General features: G+C 68.2%; 18 protein-coding genes. 10 read left to right on the top strand and 8 right to left on the bottom strand.

The genetic code is table 11. The features are described 5' to 3' along the window. Window positions 1-45: 45 nt before the first annotated feature. The 5 genes from glxR to sucD all read left to right on the top strand — a co-directional run bounded on the left by glxR (window position 46) and on the right by sucD (window position 5,267). Window positions 46-936, top strand: a complete 891-nt coding sequence (glxR, locus tag BLO63_RS14270) for a 2-hydroxy-3-oxopropionate reductase (RefSeq protein WP_091441728.1) — start codon at window positions 46-48, stop codon at window positions 934-936. A 370-nt stretch (window positions 937-1,306) separates the two neighbouring features. Then, entirely contained in the window at window positions 1,307-2,284 is a 978-nt protein-coding gene (locus BLO63_RS14265) for a 2-dehydropantoate 2-reductase (RefSeq protein WP_018387637.1), read from the top strand. 12 nt (window positions 2,285-2,296) lie between these two features. Further along, the gene (locus BLO63_RS14260; protein WP_091441726.1) at window positions 2,297-3,070 is read left to right on the top strand and encodes a fumarylacetoacetate hydrolase family protein; all 774 of its coding nucleotides are present in this window, start codon (window positions 2,297-2,299) and stop codon (window positions 3,068-3,070) included. A 101-nt stretch (window positions 3,071-3,171) separates the two neighbouring features. Beyond that, entirely contained in the window at window positions 3,172-4,371 is a 1,200-nt protein-coding gene (gene sucC, locus BLO63_RS14255; protein WP_091441725.1) for an ADP-forming succinate--CoA ligase subunit beta, read from the top strand. Next, on the top strand, window positions 4,371-5,267 hold the full coding sequence (gene sucD / locus BLO63_RS14250) for a succinate--CoA ligase subunit alpha (protein WP_091441723.1): 897 nt from the start codon (window positions 4,371-4,373) through the stop codon (window positions 5,265-5,267). The genes sucC and sucD overlap by 1 nt, the downstream gene beginning before the upstream one ends. Window positions 5,268-5,328: 61 nt before the next feature. Here sucD and BLO63_RS21440 read toward each other — a convergent pair whose 3' ends face one another. The 3 genes from BLO63_RS21440 to BLO63_RS14240 all read right to left on the bottom strand — a co-directional run bounded on the left by BLO63_RS21440 (window position 5,329) and on the right by BLO63_RS14240 (window position 8,479). Beyond that, complete coding sequence (locus tag BLO63_RS21440; RefSeq protein ID WP_018387641.1) at window positions 5,329-5,457, bottom strand: hypothetical protein; 129 nt, start codon at window positions 5,455-5,457, stop codon at window positions 5,329-5,331. A 213-nt stretch (window positions 5,458-5,670) separates the two neighbouring features. After that, on the bottom strand, window positions 5,671-7,158 hold the full coding sequence (locus BLO63_RS14245) for a hypothetical protein (protein ID WP_091441722.1): 1,488 nt from the start codon (window positions 7,156-7,158) through the stop codon (window positions 5,671-5,673). A gap of 28 nt (window positions 7,159-7,186) precedes the next feature. Continuing rightward, window positions 7,187-8,479 carry an adenylosuccinate synthase gene (locus BLO63_RS14240; protein ID WP_091441720.1) on the bottom strand — a complete coding sequence of 431 codons (1,293 nt, stop codon included), beginning with the start codon at window positions 8,477-8,479 and terminating at the stop codon, window positions 7,187-7,189. A gap of 280 nt (window positions 8,480-8,759) precedes the next feature. Here BLO63_RS14240 and BLO63_RS14235 point away from each other — a divergent pair, with 280 nt between their 5' ends. Further along, window positions 8,760-9,674: a VOC family protein gene (locus tag BLO63_RS14235; protein WP_091441718.1), complete on the top strand. Its 915-nt coding sequence runs from the start codon at window positions 8,760-8,762 to the stop codon at window positions 9,672-9,674. A gap of 146 nt (window positions 9,675-9,820) precedes the next feature. Continuing rightward, the gene (locus tag BLO63_RS14230; RefSeq protein ID WP_091441717.1) at window positions 9,821-10,798 is read left to right on the top strand and encodes a DMT family transporter; all 978 of its coding nucleotides are present in this window, start codon (window positions 9,821-9,823) and stop codon (window positions 10,796-10,798) included. Here BLO63_RS14230 and BLO63_RS14225 read toward each other — a convergent pair. Continuing rightward, entirely contained in the window at window positions 10,739-11,578 is an 840-nt protein-coding gene (locus BLO63_RS14225; protein WP_091441715.1) for a GNAT family N-acetyltransferase, read from the bottom strand. The two genes, BLO63_RS14230 and BLO63_RS14225, sit on opposite strands and share 60 nt — an antisense overlap. A gap of 30 nt (window positions 11,579-11,608) precedes the next feature. Here BLO63_RS14225 and BLO63_RS14220 point away from each other — a divergent pair, with 30 nt between their 5' ends. Continuing rightward, complete coding sequence (locus BLO63_RS14220; protein ID WP_091441714.1) at window positions 11,609-12,142, top strand: hypothetical protein; 534 nt, start codon at window positions 11,609-11,611, stop codon at window positions 12,140-12,142. Here the strand turns inward: BLO63_RS14220 and BLO63_RS14215 are convergent. The 3 genes from BLO63_RS14215 to BLO63_RS14205 form a co-directional block, all read right to left on the bottom strand. Then, complete coding sequence (locus BLO63_RS14215; RefSeq protein ID WP_091441712.1) at window positions 12,082-12,444, bottom strand: MliC family protein; 363 nt, start codon at window positions 12,442-12,444, stop codon at window positions 12,082-12,084. The two genes, BLO63_RS14220 and BLO63_RS14215, sit on opposite strands and share 61 nt — an antisense overlap. Window positions 12,445-12,448: 4 nt before the next feature. Then, window positions 12,449-13,378: an allantoinase PuuE gene (gene puuE / locus BLO63_RS14210; RefSeq protein ID WP_091441711.1), complete on the bottom strand. Its 930-nt coding sequence runs from the start codon at window positions 13,376-13,378 to the stop codon at window positions 12,449-12,451. Between the two features lie 92 nt (window positions 13,379-13,470). After that, the gene (locus tag BLO63_RS14205; protein WP_091441709.1) at window positions 13,471-14,145 is read right to left on the bottom strand and encodes a TetR/AcrR family transcriptional regulator; all 675 of its coding nucleotides are present in this window, start codon (window positions 14,143-14,145) and stop codon (window positions 13,471-13,473) included. A gap of 54 nt (window positions 14,146-14,199) precedes the next feature. Here BLO63_RS14205 and BLO63_RS14200 point away from each other — a divergent pair, with 54 nt between their 5' ends. Continuing rightward, window positions 14,200-15,033, top strand: coding sequence for an oxidoreductase (locus BLO63_RS14200; protein ID WP_091441708.1), 834 nt, complete (start codon window positions 14,200-14,202; stop codon window positions 15,031-15,033). A gap of 148 nt (window positions 15,034-15,181) precedes the next feature. Further along, the gene (gene eda / locus BLO63_RS14195) at window positions 15,182-15,829 is read left to right on the top strand and encodes a bifunctional 4-hydroxy-2-oxoglutarate aldolase/2-dehydro-3-deoxy-phosphogluconate aldolase (RefSeq protein WP_091441706.1); all 648 of its coding nucleotides are present in this window, start codon (window positions 15,182-15,184) and stop codon (window positions 15,827-15,829) included. Window positions 15,830-15,900: 71 nt separating this feature from the next. Here the strand turns inward: eda and serA are convergent, their stop codons facing one another. Then, on the bottom strand, window positions 15,901-17,487 hold the full coding sequence (gene serA, locus BLO63_RS14190) for a phosphoglycerate dehydrogenase (protein ID WP_091441704.1): 1,587 nt from the start codon (window positions 17,485-17,487) through the stop codon (window positions 15,901-15,903). Between the last annotated feature and the right edge of the window lie 188 nt (window positions 17,488-17,675).

The following is a 17,675-nucleotide window of genomic DNA, read 5'->3' as shown; positions in this document are numbered from 1 at the left end:
GGCGGTCAAGAAACCGAATACGTCTGGGAAAACGAGGATAAGACGATGGCGAATGTTGGATTTGTCGGTCTCGGCATCATGGGCGCGCCCATGGCCGGTCATCTCATCGACGCCGGCCACACGCTCTATCTCTACGACGTCAAGCCGGTCCCGGCCGAGCTGACGGGCAAGGGCGGCGTCGCCTGCGCCAGCGGCACGGAAGTCGCCAAGAACGCCGACATCATCATCACCATGGTGCCGGACACCCCGCATGTCGCCGCCGCCCTGTTCGGCGAGAACGGCATCGCGGCGGGCCTCTCGGCCGGCAAGATCGTCGTCGACATGAGCTCCATCGCTCCGGTCGAGACGAAGGAGTTCGCCAAGAAGATCAACGAGCTCGGCTGCGACTATCTCGACGCCCCGGTGTCCGGCGGCGAAGTCGGCGCCAAGGCCGCCTCGCTCACCATCATGGTCGGTGGCCCGGAAAAGGCCTTCGAGACGGTGAAGCCGCTGTTCGAGAAGATGGGCAAGAACATCACCCTCGTCGGCGGCAATGGCGACGGCCAGACCACCAAGGTCGCCAACCAGATCATCGTCGCGCTGAACATCCTCGCCGTCGGCGAGGCGCTGCTGTTCGCCTCGAAGGCGGGTGCCGATCCGGCCAAGGTGCGCCAGGCGCTGATGGGCGGATTCGCCAATTCGCGCATTCTGGAAGTCCATGGCGAGCGGATGATCAACCGCACCTTCAACCCTGGCTTCCGCATCGAGCTGCACCAGAAGGACCTGAACCTCGCCCTGAACGGCGCGCGTCAGATGCAGATGGCGCTGCCCTCGACCGCGCTGGCGCAGCAGCTTTTCAGCACCTGCGCCGCCAATGGCGGCTCGGCCTGGGATCACTCGGCTCTCGTCAAGGCCTTGGAACTGATGGCAAATCACACCGTCGCGCCGGATGCCTGACACTATCTGAATTCATAATTCAGTACGACCTTCGGGGGCGCTTTGCGCCCCCGAACTGTTTCTGGCGAGAAAAGTAAGCATTGCTGTCCGGCCAGTGGAACGCGGCACCCCGCGCCGTCTTTTGCGTATTCATTCAGACAATTGTTCTGGCCTATACACCGTGGACAAGGCGGTGCCGGCCGAAGTAACTTAAGGGACACGTCGCAAACACGCCCCGCCAGGAAATGCGAAGCGGCTAAACATGCGCGACGTTTTATCACGCCCGTGCCTTCGCTCTTGACTAGGGGCTCATCGCACCTAATCATGGCATACAAAATACCAAACAAAATCCGGGCACCGCGGGGGTAGCCTGGATATAGGAGGGAGTCCCATGAAGGTCTGCATCTATGGTGCCGGCGCGATCGGCGGTTATGTCGGTGTTCAGCTCAAGCGGGCGGGCGTCGATGTCAGCCTCGTTGCCCGTGGCGCCCATCTCGAAGCCATGAAGAAGAACGGCCTCAAGCTGCTCATCGACGGCGAAGAGCGTGTCGAGCACATTCCCTGCTCCGACAACCCGGCCGAGCTTGGCCCGCAGGATTACGTCATCGTCGCCCTGAAGGCCCATTCGGTGCCGGGCGTGGTCGATGCCATGCAGCCGCTGCTGGGCAACGACACCGCCGTGGTCACCGCCGTCAACGGCGTGCCCTACTGGTACTACTACAAGCATGGCGACCATCTGGAGAACAAGACGCTGGAGAGCGTCGATCCCGGCGGCAAGCAGTGGGCCGGCCTGCGCCCCGAACGCGCCATTGGCTGCATCGTCTATCCCGCCACCGAGGTGGTCGAGCCGGGCGTCATCAAGCACGTCTATGGCGACAAGTTCCCGCTGGGCGAGCCCTCCGGCGAGATCACCGAGCGCGCCACCAAGCTGTCGGAGGCCTTCGCGGCCGGCGGCATGCGCGCGCCCGTCCTGCCCAACATCCGCGACGAGCTGTGGCTGAAGCTGTGGGGCAATCTCTGCTTCAACCCGATCAGCGCCCTCACCCACGCCACGCTCGACGTGATCGCCTCCGATCCCGGCACTCGCGCCGTGGCCAAGGCGATGATGCTTGAGGCGCAGGAAATCGCCGTCCAGTCCGGCGTGAACTTCCGCGTCGGCGTGGAGCGCCGCATCGACGGTGCCGGCGCGGTCGGCGCGCACAAGACCTCGATGCTGCAGGATCTCGAACGCTCCCGCGCCATGGAGATCGACGCGCTGGTCACGGTGGTTCAGGAAATGGGCCGTCTCGCCGGTATCCCGACCCCGACCCTCGACGTCGTGCTCGCCCTGGTTCGCCAGCGCGCGCAGATCGCCGGCTGCTACAACTGAGTTCGGCGACACATGGCACACTGGGTTCGTTACCAGCGCTCGGGCGCTGCCGGCTTCGGCACGCTTGAGGGCAACACCATCACCGTCCATAGCGGCGACATGTTCAATGGCGCCACGCCGACCGGAGAGCGCATCGCGCTCTCCGAGGTCGATCTCCTCGCCCCGACGGAGCCGACCAAGATCATCGCGCTGTGGAACAACTTCCATGCCCTGGCGGCGAAGCTCAATTCGCCCGTTCCGGCCGATCCGCTCTATCTGCTGAAAGCCGGCTCCTGCCTCACCAATCCCGGCGCCACCGTGCACCGGCCGGCCTCCTATGACGGCAAGGTCGTCTATGAGGGCGAGCTGGGCATCGTCATCGGCAAGAAGGCGACCGCCGTCTCCGAGGACGAGGCGGGCGGGTACATCTTCGGCTACACCTGCGTCAACGACATCACCGCCGCCGACATCATCAACAAGGACGCCACCTTCGCCCAATGGGTGCGGGCCAAGAGCTTCGACGGCTTCGGCCCGTTCGGGCCCGTGGTGGCGACCGATGTCGACCCGGCGACGCTGGTCGTCTGCACCGTGCTCAATGGCGACGAGCGCCAGCGCTACCCGATCAGCGACATGGTGTTTTCCGCTCATCAGCTGGTGAGCCGGATCTCGCACGACATGACGCTGAACCCCGGCGACATCATCTGCTGCGGCACGTCGGTCGGCGTCGGAGTAATGAAGGCCCCGAGCAACACGGTGGATATCGTGATCGAGGGCATCGGGACGCTCAGCAACACTTTCGTGCAGTAGCGTCTTGGCGCGCTAGCGCCTATAGGGAAAGCGGATACGCCAATCGACGGGAGAGCCCTCGGCAGCTCTCCCGACCGTCCGGTTGTGGAGGAGCGGAATTTATGAATATCCATGAATATCAGGCCAAGGGAGTGCTCCGCGAATACGGGGTCCCGGTGCCGAATGGCGTCGCCATTCTCGACGGCTCCGAGGCGGAAGCCGCCGCGGCCAAGGTCGCCGGCCCCGTCTGGGTGGTGAAGAGCCAGATCCACGCCGGCGGGCGCGGCAAGGGCAAGTTCAAGGAGGCCGATGCGGGCGAGAAGGGCGGCGTGCGCGTCGTCAAGTCCGCCGCTGAAGCCGCCGCCAATGCCAAGCAGATTCTCGGCAAGACCCTCGTGACCATCCAGACCGGCCCGGCCGGCAAGCAGGTCAACCGGGTCTACATCGAGGAAGGCTCCGAGATCGAGAAGGAGTTCTACCTCTCCGCCCTGGTCGACCGCGCCACCTCGCGCGTCGCCTTCGTCGTGTCCACCGAAGGCGGCATGGACATCGAGGAAGTCGCCCACTCGACCCCTGAGAAGATCCACACCTTCTCCATCGACCCGGCCACCGGCGTGATGCCCCATCACGGCCGCACCGTCGCCCAGGCGCTCGGCCTCACCGGCGACCTCGCCAAGCAGGCCGGCGACATCGTCTCCAAGCTCTATGCCGCCTTCATCGGCAAGGACATGGCGATGCTGGAGATCAACCCGCTGGTCGTCACCAAGGACGGCAAGCTGAAGTGCCTCGACGCCAAGATTTCCTTCGATTCCAACTCGCTCTACCGCCATGCGGATGTCGTCGCCCTGCGGGACGAGACCGAGGAAGACGCCAAGGAGATCGAGGCGTCGAAGTATGACCTCGCCTATATCGCGCTCGACGGCTCGATCGGCTGCATGGTCAACGGCGCCGGCCTTGCCATGGCCACGCTCGACATCATCAAGCTCTACGGCGAAGAGCCGGCCAACTTCCTCGACGTCGGCGGCGGCGCCACGGAAGAGAAGGTGACGGCGGCGTTCCAGATCATCACCTCGGACCCGAGCGTGAAGGGCATCCTGGTCAACATCTTCGGCGGCATCATGAAGTGCGACGTCATCGCGCGCGGCGTCATCGCCGCGGTGAAGACGGTCGGCCTCAAGGTTCCGCTGGTGGTGCGCCTGGAAGGCACCAATGTCGAGGAAGGCAAGACCATCATCCGCGAGAGCGGCCTGAACGTCATCCCGGCGGACGACCTCGACGACGCCGCCCAGAAGATCGTCAAGGCTGTGCAGGGAGCCGCCTGATGTCCATTCTCATCAACAAGAACACCAAGATCATCACCCAGGGCTTCACCGGCAAGAACGGCACCTTCCACTCCGAGCAGGCCCTGGCCTATGGCTCGCAGGTGGTCGGCGGCACCTCGCCGGGCAAGGGCGGCTCGGTCCATCTCGGCCTGCCGGTGTTCGACACCGTCGCCGAGGCGCGCGACAAGACCGGCGCCGACGCCTCGGTCATCTATGTCCCGCCCCCGGGCGCGGCCGATGCCATCTGCGAGGCGATCGCGGCGGAAATCCCGCTCATCGTCTGCATCACCGAAGGCATTCCGGTGCTCGACATGGTGAAGGTGCGCCGGGCGCTGGACGGTTCCAAGTCCCGCCTCGTCGGCCCCAACTGCCCCGGCATCGTCACCGCCGGCGAGTGCAAGATCGGCATCATGCCGGCCAACATCTTCAAGAAGGGCTCGGTCGGCGTCGTCTCGCGCTCCGGCACGCTGACCTATGAGGCGGTGTTCCAGACCTCGCAGGAGGGCCTGGGCCAGACCACCGCTGTCGGCATTGGCGGCGATCCGGTCAAGGGCACCGAGTTCATCGACATGCTGGAGATGTTCCTGGCCGATGACGCCACCGAGTCGATCGTCATGATCGGCGAGATCGGCGGCTCGGCCGAGGAAGAAGCGGCGCAGTTCATCAAGGACGAAGCCAAGCGCGGCCGCAAGAAGCCGATGGTCGGCTTCATCGCCGGCCGCACGGCGCCTCCCGGCCGCCGCATGGGCCATGCCGGCGCCATCATTTCTGGCGGCAAGGGCGGCGCCGAGGACAAGATCGCGGCGATGGAAGAGGCCGGGATCGTGGTCTCCCCCTCGCCCGCGCGCCTCGGCAAGACGCTGGTCGAGGTCCTGAAGGGCCGCGCCGCCGCCTGATCCCTCGGGCAGGCCAGCAACACAAAACCCCGTGGCAGCGATGCCGCGGGGTTTTTCTTTTTCAGGCCGGGTAGCATTCCGGCGCCAGTGCCGCCGTCTCTTCCTCGCCGAGCAGTTCCACGGCCAGGATGGTGATCAGGGCGTGGCCCAATATGAGAAGCGGCAGGAGGGGATAGACCGACTGCAACATGCGCCGACTCCGTTCGAGTTTGCTGCGACGCAACATACGGAGCGGCCGAGGTTCGTGGTATACCTAATGCCAAATACCACCCTTGCACCGGGCGCATGACATTACCCCTGCGGAACGGCGCGCGGACGACACCGCCCCATCGCCGGGCGCAACAAAAAAGGGGGAGCGTGGCGCTCCCCCTGATACATCGTCCAGAAGAGACGGCGTGAACCGTCAGTTGGCCTTCTGCGCCGGGCCGACCGGCAGGCCCCAGGCCGTGAACGCCTCGCGGAAGGCCTCGTCGCCAGCCCCGCCCTTTTCCAGCACCAGAATGGCGCGACGGCCATTCTCGAACACCAGCGGCAGGTCGAGCCAGTTGCGGGTGATGATGAAGCCGAGATTGCGCTGCACATCCGTCGGCAGCGAGGACAGGCCGACCAGGAAGTAGTTCGGCGCCACCCGCACGGCGAGGCCGACCAGCGGCGCCCCCTGCGCACCTTCGGAGGCCTTGGCCCGCATGCCCGGCACGCTGGAAATATTGCCGAGATCGAAGCCGGGCGGCAGCTTGAACTGCACTTCAAGGATATGCGAGGCCGGAATCGAGGGGTCCTGGTTGCGGCGGAAGGTCAGGGTGGCGCTGATGTTGCGGGCCGGAATCGAGATCTCCGCCCGCACCCCGATATCGGCTGGCTGGCCGTCGCTGGCGCTGGCGCTCTCCGTGCTCCACTCGACCGTGCCGACATATTGCTGCAGGCCCTGCTCGCCGCCGCCCGGGCTTTCCTCGAACAGCACGGCGCGCTGGTCGGCGCCGATGGCCGTGCCGGCGGCGCCGCTGGCAGCCGGCGACGCGCCCGACGTGGCCGGGGCGGCGGCGTCGTCGGCCTGGACGATCCGGTCGGTCGATTTCGGCGCGTCGGTGGATGCCGGGGCCGCCGGGGCCTCGGCCGAGGGCGAAGAGGAGCTGCCGGCGCCGTTGATCAGCCCGACGATGGTCTCGCGCTCGGTATAGCCGACGACGCCACCGGCGATCAGCAGCAGCACGAAGACAAGAATGGCCACAAGCCGGCCGCGTCCGCCCTGCGCGGGCGGTGCCGGCGCCACGGGCGGCGCCTCGGCCGGCGGTTCCTCGCCCTGATAGGCGGCTTCCTCGGCCTCACGCTCACGCACCAGCCGGGCGGCCTCGCTGCGCCAGTCGGACGAACCGCCCGCGCTGCGGGGCGGCTCCAGCCCGGCGGCAACCGCTTCGGCTTCGGTCGGATGGAAACCCGCCATCGGCTCGGCGCCGCGCTCCGGCGACCGCTCCGGGGCCCGCGTGGACGGGGGAACGGCCGGCGGCGGAGGCGGAGGCGATGCCGTCAGCGGCGCCCGGGCGACGTGCGGCGCGGGCACCGGCGGCACCGGCGCCGGGGGAACCGGCGCGGGGGGCACCGGCGCGGGCGCGGCCGGTGGCGGCGCGGCAGGCGGCGGGCTCGGGGGCCGGGCCGGCGGCAAACCGGCCGGCGGCGTCGCCGCCGTGCCATATTCGGCTTCCACCCGGCTGATCGCCGTCTCCAGCGCCTGCTGCTCGCGGGCGACATCGGGCTCGGAGAGCGGCGGGTCGACGGCGGTCAGCTGGGCGAGAAGCGCCCGCCGGGCCCGCTCATAGACAGCCTTGCGCGCCTCCCCGGTCTTTTCGGGAAGGCCGCCAATGGCGCGGGCGATGAGCGGGTAGTAATCGGCCATGGGGAGCGATCGGGTCCGGGGTGGAACGTTAGGATTCGAAAGGGTTCTGCACGAGAATCGTATCATCCCGCTCGGGGCTGGTGGACAGCAAAGCCACCGGGCAACCGATCAGTTCCTCGATCAGGCGCACATACTTCACCGCCTCGGCCGGCAGGTCGGCCCAGGAACGGGCACCCGCGGTCGATTCGCTCCAGCCCTCGATGGTCACATAGACCGGCTCCACCCGCGCCTGGGCGTCCTGCCCAGCGGGGAAATAGTCGATCTCCTGCCCGTCGAGGCGGTAGCGCGTGCAGATCTTCAGCTCGTCAAAGCCGTCGAGCACGTCGAGCTTGGTCAGCGCGATGCCGTTGATGCCCGAGGTCCGCACCGTCTGGCGCACCAGCGTCGCGTCGAACCAGCCGCAGCGGCGCGGACGGCCGGTGACGGTGCCGAATTCGCGGCCGCGCTCGCCGATCCGGCGGCCGGTGTCGTCGTGCAGCTCGCTCGGGAACGGCCCCTCGCCGACGCGGGTGGTGTAGGCCTTGGTGATACCAAGCACATAGCCGATCGCGCCCGGGCCGAGGCCGGAGCCGGTGGCCGCCTGCGCCGCCACCGTGTTGGACGAGGTGACGAAGGGATAGGTGCCGTGGTCGACATCGAGCAGCGCGCCCTGCGCGCCCTCGAACAGGATCTTGGCGCCGCGCCGGCGCTCATCGTCGAGCAGCGCCCAGGCGCGGTCCATATAGGGCAGAACCTTCGGCGCGATCTCGGTCAGCTCGTCGCGCAGGCGGGCGCCGTCGACCTCCTCGATGCCGAGGCCGCGCCGCAGCGCGTTGTGGTGCGCCAGCAGGCGGTCGATCTTGCCGTCCAGCGTCGCGGGCGAGGCGAGATCGACAAGGCGGATGGCGCGCCGGCCGACCTTGTCCTCATAGGCCGGGCCGATGCCGCGCTTTGTGGTGCCGATCTTGGTGCCGACGGAAGCGTTCTCGCGGATCGCGTCCAGCTCGCGGTGCAGCGGCAGGATGAGCGCGACATTCTCCGCCACGCGCAACCGCTCGGGCGTCACCTCGATGCCCTGCCCGGTGATGCGGGTGATCTCGTCGACCAGCGCCCACGGGTCGAGCACCACGCCATTGCCGATGATCGACAGACGCGCGCCGCGCACCACGCCGGACGGCAGCAGCGACAATTTGTAGGTCTTGTCGCCGACGACCAGCGTATGGCCGGCATTATGGCCGCCCTGGAAGCGGACGACGACGTCCGCCTGCTCGCTGAGCCAATCGACAATCTTGCCCTTACCCTCGTCGCCCCACTGGGAACCGACGACGACCACATTCGCCACGAGCCACGCTCCTGCATTGCGAGGCGGGGTGCGGCGGTGTGCCGTGCCCGCGCACAGACAAAGCCCCGGCGAAACGTCCGACCGGGGCTGCATCGTCTTAAGGGATGACACCGGGAGAGGCAAGAACGCCGGCACCGTCGGTGACGCGGTGCACAAGTCGCGGCCCGCCGGGCGACAATGGCAGGGCGGTATTGCGAGCCTGCAATCATCTGCCGATTGCGGGCGCGCGGGTGCTGCACGACCTTAAGGGCATCGACCGCCGTCGCCGTGAGGAACCGTCATGACCAGCACCGCCATCGCCCAGCCCACGTCCGCCCACACGACGCCCGCCCACACCGCGCCCACCCTGCCGGCCGGCCTGCGCATCGGCGCGGTGCGCCTGCGCGTACGTGACGCGGCGCGCTCGGCGGCCTTCTACACCGGCACGGTCGGCCTTTCCCTGCTCGGCCGGAACGACGATGGCAGCCTGCGCCTCGGCGTCGGCGGGCAAACGCTTATCGAACTGGTCGGCGCGCCCGATGCCGGCGCCCGCCCGCGCGGCACCACCGGCCTGTTCCATGTCGCCCTGCTGGTTCCCGACCGTCCCGCCCTCGCGCTGGTGCTGCGCCGGCTGGTCGCGCAGGGCGTGCGGCTCGGCGCCTCCGACCATCTGGTGAGCGAGGCGCTCTATCTCGACGACCCCGACGGCAACGGCATCGAGATCTACCGCGACCGCCCGGAAAGCGACTGGCGCTGGGACCGGCAGACCGTCGAGATGGCGACCCAGCCGCTCGATCTGCGCCGCCTGCTCGCCGACGCGCCCGAGGGCGTGCCGCTCGACGCGCCGATGCCGGAGGGCACAAGCGTCGGCCATGTGCATCTGCAGGTCGGCGATCTCGCCGGCGCGCGGCGCTTCTATGTCGATGAACTCGGCTTCGCGGTGACGACGGACCGCTATCCCGGCGCGCTGTTCGTCAGCGCCGGCGGTTATCACCACCATCTGGGGCTGAACATCTGGCACAGCCGGGAAGGCGGCGCGGCGCCGGCCAACAGCGTCGGCCTCATCGAGTATGAGGTCGTCCTACCCGACGCCGCCGCCGTCGAGGCGGTGCGCGCGCGCCTCCAGGCGGCCGGCGAGGCGGTCGCGCCGCTCGCCCACGGCTTCGCCGTCGCCGATCCCTGGGGCACAAGGCTGCTCATCCGCGCCGCCGGCTGAGCGCCGCGCTGCCGTGCGCCAGCCATCGACGGCGGGCGGCGATGGATCAGAAGATTTCATGGACGCGCCGCCCACCCGGCGGCGCCAGCGCGGCTGAAATGCTTTAGAGGCTGGGTGGGCCACCCGTCCCCTACCCGGCCCCGCTCATGTTCCGCCGCCTGTTCGACGCGCCCTATCTGCTGCTCACCCTCGTCTCGCTGTTCTGGGCGGGCAATATCGTGATGGGCCGCCATGTCGCCGGGCATGTACCGCCAGCGAGCCTGGCCTGGATGCGCTGGGCGCTGGCGGTGCTGATTCTCCTGCCCTTCGCCTGGCGGTCGATGCGGGCGGACTGGCCGCTGCTGCGCCGCCACTGGAAGCTGGTGGGCCTGCTCGCGCTCACCGGCATCACCCTGTTCAACACCATGCAGTACCATGCGCTGGAGTTCACCCCGGCGCTCAACGCGCTGCTGATCCAGTCGACAGGGCCGCTGCTCATCGCCTTCTGGTCGCTCATCCTCAATGGCGAGCGGCTCTCCATGGGCCAGGCGGCCGGCATCTTCCTGTCGCTGATGGGCGTGCTCACCATCATCTGCCGGGGCGATCCCGCCGTGCTGGTGAACATCGCCTTCAATGAGGGCGACCTCTGGATGATCGCCGCCATGGCGCTCTACGGCGCCTATTCCTCGCTGCTGGCGCGCCGACCGGCCTTCTCCGCGCTCGGCTTCCTCGGCTTCAGCCTCGGCCTCGGCATGCTGATGCTGACCCCGCTTTTCGTCGTCGAGCGGGCCGTCAGCCCGCCCCTGGTGTTCGACGCGAAGGCGCTCACCGCGATCCTCTATGTCGCGCTGTTTCCCTCGGTGCTGGCCTATCTGTTCTTCAATCGCGGCATCCAGCTGGTCGGGCCGAACCGCGCCGCGCCGTTCTTCCACCTGATGCCAGTGTTCGGCTCGGCGCTGGCGATCGTGTTTCTCGGCGAGCGCCCGCATCTCTACCATGCGGCCGGCTATGGCCTGGTGCTGGCGGGCGTCGTCATCGCCACGCTGTGGGCGCCCAAAACTGGCCGCCCGCGCACAGGCCCGGCCTCAGCCGAGCTCGAAGCTGGTGACGCCGAAGAGCGGCTCCAGCGTCGCCGGGCGGAGTGAGCCGCGATACATCCGCGCCGTCTCGAACACCGGGGCAAGCCCGTGCCGGCGGGCCAGGGCGAGCGCCGGTGCATTCGGCTCGGGCACGTCGAGCACAACAGGTTCAGTCCCCGCCACGGCGCGCAGCGCGCGAAACAGCGTGTCCGCCGTCTCCAAATCCTCGGCGATGAGCGGGCCGATCTTCCAGCCCTCACGGGCGGGGCGCACCACGCCCCAGCCTTTCAGCCGCCCCTCGTGCAGCACCGCCCGCCCTTGATGGCCCGGCGCCGCGATCCAGGCCTTGAGAAAGGCCGCGCGCGGGGCGGGAAACACACGCGCATCGCTGGCCGCGATCGCCGCGAACGGCACCTGCGCGAGATCGACCGTTCCGCCCGGTTCCCCCGGCTCCGGCACGCCGGCAAAGCGGATGTTGCGATGGGAAAAGACGAAGCCCTGCCTGGTATAGTTGGCCTGCTGCGCCAGCACGCCGTCGAGCCCGATGGTGCGTTCCCCGGCATGGGCGAGCCCCGCCTGCCAGAGGCGCAGGCCGATGCCCTGCCCGCGCAGCTCCGGCCGCACGATGTAGAAGCCGAGAAAGGCAAAGCGCGCGTCGTAATTGACCACCGAGATCACCGCCGCCGGCGCGCCATCCAGCTCCGCCACAAGGAAGCCGCCGGGGTCCACCGTGGCGAAGCAGGCCGCGTCGGCCTGTCCGGGGTTCCAGCCCTCGGCCGCCGCCCATTCCACCGCCAGCCCGATTTCCGCCGTGTTAAGCGCGCGAATGCTAGGTTCCGCCGGCATTTACTCCTCCTCCGCCCCCGGGAGACGACGATGATCCTCAAGGAAATCGGCATCGGCATCACCTTGATGATGCTGGTGATGCTGGTTCATCTGATGGCGACCTACATTCTGCTCGACTGGGCGGACGCCTATGACAACATGTTCAAGCGCCATCCCCGGCTGCGGCTGCTGACGGCGCTCATTGTCGCGAATATCGTGCTGCTGATCGCCCATCTCATCGAAGTCGGCTTCTGGGCCGTCGTCTATGCCGCGCAGGGCATCGTCGAGGATCACAACGACGCCTACTACTCCGCCTTCGTCAACTACACCGCGCTGGGCTTCGGCCAGTCGACGCAGGATGTCGGAACCCGGCTGATCGACCCGATGACGGCGGGCAGCGGCATCATGATGTTCGGCTGGTCCACCGCCCTGCTCTTCCTCGTCATCCAGCAGCATCTGCCGGAGGTGCGCCGCTCTCCGCGCCGGCGGGCGCCGCGCCATGACGAGGCCGGGCACGACGACGCTCACGAGCCGGCGGCGCAGGAGGCCACGGGCGCCGCGCCCTCGCCCAAGGTCACGTCATAAAGGTCGGCGCCGTTGCCCTTGGTCCACCAGATGTATTTGCCGCCGGCATAGCGCGCGCCCGAGGCGGCGATGACATTTGACATCACCAGGAACTCGCCCTTGAACGCCAGGCTCGCCAGCGCCACCGGCGGCGCGTTGAAATAGCGCGCCTCGACCGGGCCGAAGGCGCCGCAGTCGTAAGGCGCCTTGATGGTCTCGGCCGTCGCCCCGGCCGGCAGCGGAATGACGATCTCCCCCGCCCGCGCGGCGGCAGGCAGCGCGGCGAGCACGAGGGTGGCAAGGAAGGCGTTGCGCATGGTCATGGCCTCACTCCGGTTTTGCCGACGGCGGGTGATGTTCGTGCCAGTGCCGGGCGATGTCGATCCGGCGCGGCACCCACACATGGTCATGCCGGGCGATGTGATCGAGGAAGCGCTGCAGGGCCAGGAACCGCCCCGGCCGCCCGGCGAGCCGGCAGTGCAGGCCGACGCTCATCATCTTCGGCGCCTGCGCCCCTTCCGCATAGAGCACGTCGAAACTGTCGCGCAGATAGGCGAAGAACGGCTCGCCATGGTCGAAGCCGGCGGGGATGGCGAAGCGCATGTCATTGGCGTCGAGCGTGTAGGGAATGGACAGATGCGGCCCACGCGGCCCGGCGACCCAGAACGGCAGGTCGTCGGAATAGATGTCGGAATCATAGAGGAAGCCGCCCTCCTCCATGACGATGCGGCGCGTATGCTCGGACGTGCGACCGGTGTACCAGCCGAGCGGGCGCTCGCCGGTTATCTCGGTGTGCAGCCGCAGCGCGGTGTCGAAATCGGCCTTCTCGGCGGCATAGGAATGGTTGCGGTAGTCGATCCATTTCAGCCCGTGGCTGGCGATCTCCCACTGCGCCTCCTTCATCGCGGCCACCGCTTCCGGGTTGCGCGCCAGCGCCGTCGCCACGCCATAGACCGTGACAGGCAGGCCGCGCGCGGTGAACAGGCGCCAGAGCCGCCAGAAGCCGGCGCGCGCGCCATATTCGTAGATCGACTCCATGTTCATATGCCGCTGCCCCGGCCAGGGCTGGGCGCCGACGATCTCCGACAGGAACGCTTCGGAGGCGGCATCGCCATGGAGGATGCAGTTCTCGCCGCCCTCCTCGTAATTGATGACGAACTGCACCGCGATCCGTGCCCCACTCGGCCATTTCGGGTTCGGCGGGGTCCTTCCATAGCCGATCAGGTCGCGGGGATAGGGCGAATCGAGGTTGAACATGGCTTACTCGGGTCCGGGCGGTGTCGTCGGCCTCAGGCTAGGTCACGAACGCCCGGACGACCAGACGGTGCATGGCGCTTCCGGCGGCAGAGTCACCGGTCGGCGAGCCCGGCCGCCTCCGCCGCGGCTCGAACGCCCTCTGCCCCGATCAGCTTCAGAAGCCCGGCCCGCTCGTCCGGTCCGCTGAAACCGAGCAGAAGGGTGGCCACGGCCGCGCGCGCCTGGCGGGTTAGAGCCGCGTCAGAAAGCTCGCCCGCCGTCCAGAAGGACAGAACGCCGCGAAAGGCGAAGGCCATTTGAAGGGGCAGCGCGGCGATCGCCAGATCGCGCGTCGCCTCCGGGAGGCCCGCCCCCGCGCTGAGGGCCTCGGCCCACCACGCGCCGGAGCGGCCGGCCACATTGCCGGGTGGATCGTTCGGCGCGCTGACCGCCGCCATGACGGCACGATTGACCGCTGGAGCGCTCAGCATGACCCCCGTCGCAATATCGACCGCCACGAGCACACGCTCGATCGCCGTGGCCGGCAGCACCGCCCGGGCAAGGCGCTCGCGCATGGCGTCGATCCGGCGCTCGGAGAGGGCCAGCATGATCCCCGCCTTGCTGCCGAACTGGTTGAAGGGCGTCGCGAAGCTCACGCCCGCTTCCTCGGCGAGCTCGCGCATCGAAAAGTCGGCGTCGCCCTGCCCGAGCAAGCGCTCGGCAGCGTCAAGAATGCGCGCGCGCGTCGTTTGCTTCGGCCGCGCGGGCCGGGGCTTGTCTTGATCCATTTCGGAGTTATATCATGATATAAATTCAGGTTTGATCAACTGCAGGAACCTCCCATGACCACTTCCAGAACCTTCCTTATCACCGGCGTCGCCTCCGGTCTCGGACGGGCCTTCGCCGCCGCCGCCCTGGCCGATGGTCATCGGGTGATCGGCACCGTGCGCCGTCCCGCCGACGCGCAGGCCTTCGGCACGTCGGAGCGCGCCTTTCCGCTGCTGCTGGATGTGACGGACTACGCGGCCATTCCCGAAGCCGTCCTCGCCGCCGAGCGGGCCGTGGGGCCGGTGGACGTGCTGGTGAACAATGCCGGCTACGGCCATGAGGGCATCCTCGAAGAATCCTCCATCGACGACCTTCAGCGCCAGTTCGCCGCCAACGTGTTCGGCCCGGTCGCGATGATCAAGGCGGTGCTGCCGGGCATGCGCGCCCGCCGCCGCGGGCACATCGTCAATGTCACCTCCATGGGCGGCTTCATCACCATGCCCGGCATCGCGTTCTATTGCGGCAGCAAGTTCGCGCTGGAGGGCATTTCCGAATCCCTCGGCAAGGAGGTGGCTCCCTTCGGCATCCACGTCACCGCACTGGCGCCGGGCCAGTTCCGCACCGATTGGGCCGGGCGCTCCATGGATCGGACGCCGCGCAGCCTAGGCGACTACGATGCGGTGATGGACCCACTGCGCGCGGCGCGCCAGACGAAGAGCGGCAACCAGCCCGGCGATCCTGAAAAGGCGGCGCAGGCCCTTCTTAAGCTTGTCGGGGCCGATCACCCGCCAACGCGCCTCTTTCTCGGCGAGGACGCGCTTGAGCTCGTGGCGCAGAAGCTGGACCTGATGAAAGCCGAGATCGCCGACTGGGAAAGCCTCTCCCGCTCGACCAGCTTCGCGGCCTGACCGGAGCGCCCGCCGCACGGGGCCGTAGGCGCGGTGCGCAGGCTGCGCCCCCGCACCGCACAAATCTTGCTCGCGCCTCTCGACAAGCCGGCGCCCGGCGGTCTTCATGTCGCAACGAGTCCCCCGCAAATCTCCCGCAAGGTGCCCGATGTCGCTTCCCGATCCCAGCTTCCTGCTCGCCCGCGCTCCCGTCGTTCCCGTCGTCACCGTGCCGAGTGTCGCCGCCGGCGTGAAGCTGGCGCGGGCGCTGGCCGAGGGCGGGCTGCCGCTGATCGAGGTGACGTTGCGCACCCCGGCGGCGCTGGAAGCCATCGCCGCCATCGCCGCCGAGGTGCCGGACGCCATTGTCGGCGCCGGCACGGTGACGCGGCCGGACCTCATTCAGAAATGCATCGATGCCGGCGCCCGCTTCCTGGTCAGCCCCGGCTGCCCGCCGGCGCTGGCGGAGGCGCTGGCCGAGGCGCCGGTGCCCGTTATGCCCGGCTGTGCCACCGCCACCGAGGCGATGGCGCTGCACGCCATGGGCTTTCCGGTGCTGAAGCTGTTCCCGGCCGAAGCGGTCGGCGGCGTCAACCTTTTGAAGTCGCTGGCCGGCCCGCTCCCCGATCTGCGCTTCTGCCCGACCGGCGGCATCAGCCCGGCCAATGTCGGCTCCTACCTCGCCCAGCCCAACGTGCTCGCCGTCGGCGGCTCCTGGGTGGCGCCGAATGAGAGCGTTACCATGGGCGACTGGGAGCAGATCGTCGCGCTGGCCAAGGCCGCCGCCAAGCTGCACCGCGCCGCCTTCCCGCTCTGAAGGGGCGCGCTTCTAATGCAAAAGGCCCCCGGATCGCTCCGGGGGCCTTTTTTCATACGCGGCGCCGCGCCTCAGAACACCAGCGGCTTGGCCTGCTTCACGGAAGGAAGCTGCTGCACCTTGGCCAGAAGTTCGCCCGGCACGGTGCCGTCCACCTCGACCAGCGCGATGGCATCGCCGCCCTGCCGGTCGCGGCCGAGCGCGAAGGTGGCGATGTTGAGCCCGGCATCGCCGAGCAGGCTGGCGAAGCGGCCGACGAAGCCCGGCTTGTCCTCATTGGTGACGTAGAGCATGGAGGGCGCGAACTCGGCGTCCACCTTGATCCCCTTGATGTCGACGATGCGCGGGCGCCCATCGGCGAACACTGTGCCGGAGATCGAGCGCTCCATCTTCTCGGTGATGACGGTGAGCGTGATCAGGCTCTCATAGTCGCCGGCGATCTCGCGGGTGGTCTCTTCCACCACGATGCCGCGCTCCTTGGCGATGCTCGGGGCGGAAACGACATTGATGTCGGCCAGCGCCGGGCGCAGCAGGCCGGCCACCGCCGCCGAGGTCAGCGCCTTGATCTTCAGGCTGGCCACCGCGCCGTCATAGGTGATGCGCACGGTCTGGATGTCGGTGTCGGTGAGCTGGCCGGCGAAGGAGCCGAGCTTTTCGGCGAGTTCGATGAAAGGCTTCAGCTTCGGGGCTTCTTCCGCCGTGATCGAGGGGAAGTTCACCGCATTGGAGATGGCGCCGCGCAGCAGATAGTCGCTCATCTGCTCGGCCACCTGCAGCGCGACATTCTCCTGCGCCTCGGTGGTGGAAGCGCCCAGATGCGGGGTGCAGATCACATTGGGATGGCCGAAAAGCGGGTTCTCGGTCGCCGGCTCGGTGATGAACACGTCGAAGGCCGCGCCCGCGACATGGCCGCTCTCCAGCGCCTGCGCCAGCGCCGCCTCGTCGACCAGCCCGCCGCGCGCACAGTTGACGATGCGCACGCCCTTCTTGGTCTTGGCGATGGCCTCGGCCGAGAGCACGTTGCGGGTCTTGTCGGTCAGCGGCGTGTGCAGGGTGATGACATCGGCGCGGGCGAGCAGGTCGTCCAGCTCCACCTTCTCGACGCCGATATCCTTGGCGCGCTCAGGGCTGAGGAAGGGGTCGAAGGCGATGACCTTCATCTTCAGCCCGATGGCGCGGTCGGCGACGATGGAGCCGATATTGCCGCAGCCGATGATGCCCAGCGTCTTGGCGGTCAGCTCCACGCCCATGAAGCGGTTCTTCTCCCACTTGCCGGCCTGGGTGGAGGCGTCGGCGGCGGGGATTTCGCGGGCCAGCGCGAACATCATGGCGATGGCGTGCTCGGCGGTGGTGATGGAATTGCCGAACGGCGTGTTCATCACGATCACGCCCTTGGCGGTGGCGGCCGGGATGTCGACATTGTCGACGCCGATGCCGGCGCGCCCGACCACCTTCAGCCGGGTGGCGTTGGCCAGGATCTTCGGCGTCACCTTGGTCGCCGAGCGGATGGCGAGACCGTCATAATTGCCGATGATCTCGGCCAGCTTGTCCTTGTCCTTGCCCAGCGCCGGCTGGAAGTCGACCTCGATGCCGCGGTCCTTAAAGATCTGCACGGCGGCGGGGGAAAGCGCATCGGAAATGAGAACGCGGGGAGCCATGGGCTTCATCCTGTTCGGAAAGGGGGAAGGTCGCCCCGCGGCGCGGGGGGAATGGCAGGTCCCGCCGCTGGCGGGAGGGGACGACGAAGCGTTCGTCGGGCGCACGCGGGAAGGCTTGGATGGCGAAACGCGGCCGGGAGAGGAAGCCATTCGCCATCAGGCCGGAACGCGGCCCCTTCGCCGTCCCC

It is taken from the genome of Ancylobacter rudongensis, assembly GCF_900100155.1.
In the GTDB taxonomy this organism is placed as follows: Bacteria; Pseudomonadota; Alphaproteobacteria; order Rhizobiales; family Xanthobacteraceae; genus Ancylobacter; species Ancylobacter rudongensis.
Note: the sequence above shows the minus strand (reverse complement) of the source record. Positions and strands in the feature narration are given on the sequence as shown.